The 4,083-nt window shown below is 62.4% G+C and carries 3 protein-coding genes; 1 reads left to right on the top strand and 2 read right to left on the bottom strand.

Features of this window, described 5'->3' with window-relative positions; all coding sequences use genetic code 11:
• The coding region (locus VIQ49_RS02530; RefSeq protein WP_331880422.1) for a hypothetical protein at window positions 1-656 on the bottom strand (656 nt) is incomplete at its 3' end.
• Between the two features lie 279 nt (window positions 657-935).
• Window positions 936-1,670, bottom strand: coding sequence for an SDR family NAD(P)-dependent oxidoreductase (locus tag VIQ49_RS02525; RefSeq protein WP_331880421.1), 735 nt, complete (start codon window positions 1,668-1,670; stop codon window positions 936-938).
• Between the two features lie 140 nt (window positions 1,671-1,810).
• Here VIQ49_RS02525 and VIQ49_RS02520 point away from each other — a divergent pair, with 140 nt between their 5' ends.
• The gene (locus tag VIQ49_RS02520) at window positions 1,811-2,803 is read left to right on the top strand and encodes an IS481 family transposase (protein WP_331880423.1); all 993 of its coding nucleotides are present in this window, start codon (window positions 1,811-1,813) and stop codon (window positions 2,801-2,803) included.
• Window positions 2,804-4,083: the final 1,280 nt, after the last annotated feature.

Raw genomic sequence — 4,083 nt, 5'->3', positions numbered from 1 at the left:
GCGAGAGCAACCGCGGCGACGAGCAGGGCCGCGATGACGCTGGCATTGCGAGGTGCGAAAAGTCCGAAACTGGCGAAAATGACGGCTAGCCAAGACACGACGACGACGAAGAACGCCCAGGGGAACCGGCTGCCGATCTGTTCGATGGTCGTCCATCGCGACTCTGCGATTGCGTAGGTGTTCTCCAGCGCTTTGGACCGGAGCCACTGCTGTTGCTCCGTCTGCGGCGACAGGGCAAAGAGGTCCCGCTGAACCAGGTTGATGCCGGCCCCACTGCTGAGTGCCGTGAGCGAAACCGCACCCCCTTCTTCCGGCCAGATCTGATTGATTCTCTCCGCAAGTAGATCCTTGAGCAGCGCTCGAGTTTTGGCGGTCTCAGGCCCGTATTCGGCCAAGGTTCGATCGAGCATGATGAATTGGACTCCCGCACCACGCAATTCACTTTCCTTTTCGGCGAGCGAGCTGATAGAGGAGCCGGTGAGGAGTCCGAGTACCACTGCCGACAACGTTCCGAGCATGGCCATTGTGGTCCTGATGGCGTCGCGCGATTCGGTGCTCATGTGCGGATCGGGAAGGACCTTCCCGAGAAACATGCCAACGACTGCGCCGCCGAATATGACTGCGAAGACAGCAATGCCGATCAGAACATCCTTCATACGCTTCTCCGACCGGCTGATCCGTGGTTCAATCCGGTCAAATGATACGCGGCAGCAGCCAAATAGAAGCTTGATTCATCGCCGGGAACCCCGCGTGACGCGATCCCCGCGTCATCAAGGAATAACTGACTCAATGTTGTTGCTCTACAACCACTTCGGATTGCACCCACACTCGGCGCGGCGCAGGCACGCGCACCGACATCCGCGCCAGGAGGACTGGATCGGCTCATGATTTTCGTCCCGGACCGTTCCATCCGGTGGAGCCGTTGGGGATCGGCGCTATTGCGCCAGGTATCCCCCGTCGACCGGCAGTACGGTGCCGGTGATGAACGAGGCGTCGTCGCTAGCGAGGAAGACGATGGCGCTGGCGACTTCGGCCGGTTCACCGATGCGGCCCATCGGGTGCATGCGTTCGATCGCCGCCAGATACTCCGCGCCGCCCGGCTCCTCCGGGAGCCGCTTCACCCGCTCGGTTCGGATCGTTCCCGGGGCAACGGCGTTGACTCTGATCCCTCGGTCTGCCCACTCGACCGCCAGGTGCTTGGTCAAACCGGTGGCGATGAACTTGGCGGGTCCGTAGGCCGCCTGCCGCTTCTGCCCGGCCAGTCCGGAGATCGAGGAGAGGCAGACGATGGCGCCACCACCGGTCGGTAGCATCGCCTCGATCGCGAACTTGCAGGTGAGGAACATGCCACGCCCGTCGATGGCCATGACGTCGTCCCAGTCGGCGGCGGTCATCTCCATCACATCGCCGAGAGGGATGATGCCGGCGTTGGCGACGAGCACATCGAGCCGTCCGAAGCGCTCGGTCGCCGCCGCGATCATCTGCCGCGCGTCATCCTCGATCGAGACGTCGCCGACAACGGCCTCGACGTCCGCCCCGGCCCGCCGCAGTTCGTCGGCGAGCGCCAGCAGCGGCTCGCCCTGAATGTCTGTCACCACCAGCCGCGCACCCTCGCGTGCGAAGAGCACGGCGGTCGCCCGCCCGATGCCGAACGCCGCGCCGGTGATCACCGCGGACTTTCCTAGATGTACTGCCCAGGCAGGTTGGTTGAGAAAGTGTGATGACTCGCTGTAGGGGTCGTTGATTGGTGAAGGTCTCCTGTCGTGGAGTGGAGCTGCTACCACTTCACTTCGACGAACAGGAGACCTTCGTGGTCCACGGTAATGCTGTTTTGACGCCGCGGGGACGCGTGTTGCTGGCGCGTCTGATTGTCGATGAGGGCTGGCCAGTGGTTCGCGCAGCCGAGCAGTTCAACGTTTCCTGGCCGACCGCCAAACGCTGGGCTACCCGGTATGCGGCGATGGGCGCGGCGGGGATGTTAGACCGCTCCAGCCGGCCCCACCACAGCCCCAATCGCACTTCGCAGGTGCTGGTGCGCAAGATTGTGCACCTGCGCTGGCGCCACCGTCTCTCGCCGCTGGCGATTGCGTCGCGGCTATCGATGCCTGCCTCGACCGTTCACGCCGTTCTGGTGCGGTGCCGGTTGAATCGGTTGTCCTACATCGATATCCGCACCGGTGAGCCGATCCGGCGCTACGAACACGACCACCCCGGATCGCTGATCCACGTTGATGTCAAAAAGCTAGGAAACATTCCTACCGGTGGCGGCTGGCGATTCGTCGGACACTCCCAGGGCAAGAAGAACCGCCACCTGACAACGGGGACCAGACGGAGTCGACACCACCAGCCGCTGCTCGGGCATGCCTTTGTCCACACCGTCGTCGACGACCATTCACGAGTGGCATACGCCGAAATCCACGACGACGAAACCGCGGCCACCGCCATAGCCGTCCTGCAGCGCGCGGTGGGCTGGTTTCTCGCCCGCGGCGTCACCGTCGAAGCAGTCTTGTCTGACAACGGCGGCTGCTACCGCTCCCACGCCTGGCGTCAGGCCTGCCACGACCTGGGTATCAAACACCGCCGAACCCGCCCCTATCGGCCACAAACCAACGGCAAGATCGAACGATTCCATCGCAGCATGGCAGACGAGTGGGCGTTCGCCCGCCACTACCGCACCGAAGCAGCACGCCGCTCAGCGCTACCGGCGTGGCTACACACCTACAATCACCACCGGCAACACTCGTCGATAGGCAAGATCCCACCCATCGCACGATTGACCAACGTCCCTGGGCAGTACACCTAGAAGGCGCCCGTGTCCCTGCGGCACGCTTCCTGTCACGAGCTCATGATCCTGCTTGGCAAAGCCCTGCTCCCCTGGTGCGCCGAGCTTCCAACGCGCTAGATGGCCACTCGACCTCGCGGTTGATCGCCCGGCAATGTGGATTTCTCGGAGGACACCGCGGTCGAGGCCTCGCCTCGGGGCGGGACGCGAACAGCATAAGTCCACGCAGGTGAGTTCCCCGGTGAAATGGCCACCGTGATGCAGCCGTAGACAGCGAAAGCCGTGAGCCTCACGGTTGAGGGTGAGCGAAACGAGATGGGCCAGGACTTTCGTCCTGGCCCATCTCTTCGGTGGAGCTGCCGGGAATCGAACCTGTTATCGAATCTGCGCTGAACTGTGAAACATTGGTCGTGACGACGTGAAACACGCCAAAACACCCGGGATTACGCGGGAGGTGTTGACGGCGTCAACACCTCGAACGATGAGGATGGGCCATGCTGCGCTCGTACCGATATGAGTTTGACGCCCCGAATAGTCGTCTACGACGATCGATGTAGTGACCAACGAAGTCGGCGACGTTTCCGCCACTCCCCATCGGAAGTCCCAACGGCACATGCTCCTGCGGTTGGGCGAGCTAACCAGACTTGACCTGTACTTCGTCGCAAGTCACGACCGCCGTGCGGAAGCACGCACCATTCGTGAGAGGTTCGGAGATGTCGCGACCCTCGTACCGTGGGCGGAGCGATACCTGCCCAAATTCGACGAGCGGTAGCCCTTGCGCTGCATTCGATCCTCGCTCGCGGTCAGGTTTGAACTCTCCCGACCTACCGTGCAGGGCACCGGCTTAGAAGGCGGCGTCCTAGGTCGGTGGAATAGGTAACTCGATCAGTCCAGAGACAGTTGCGAATGCTAGTAGATTGAGGCAGTCTAGGCGCACGGCAACGTCCGACCTGTCGGGTGACGCTGGTGTGTGCTGTCGCTGTGTCGGGTCGGTCTCTGCGCCAACCTCGGCTGGCCCCACCCAACGCCGATGACGGCCGCCGAAACAGTAAGTGCGGCACCGGGTCGGTGGACGCGCCGTCGCGCGCGAGACCGCTTGAAGGTTGGGAACCTTCCTTCATTTGTAAGGCCCGCGTGATACACCTCGCGAAGGCGGCGGCGCATAGATCATGATTCTGGTTATGAACAACCCTCACCCGCTGTCCTCGGGGGTCGCGTATATCTTCCTGGCCGTTGAACAACTTGACGCGATGATCGAGTTCTACAGCACCACTATGGGTCTCGACCTCTACTACAAAGAA

Source organism: Williamsia sp. (genome assembly GCF_036566845.1).
GTDB lineage: Bacteria > Actinomycetota > Actinomycetes > Mycobacteriales > Mycobacteriaceae > Williamsia.
This window is presented reverse-complemented; position numbering and strand designations above follow the sequence as displayed.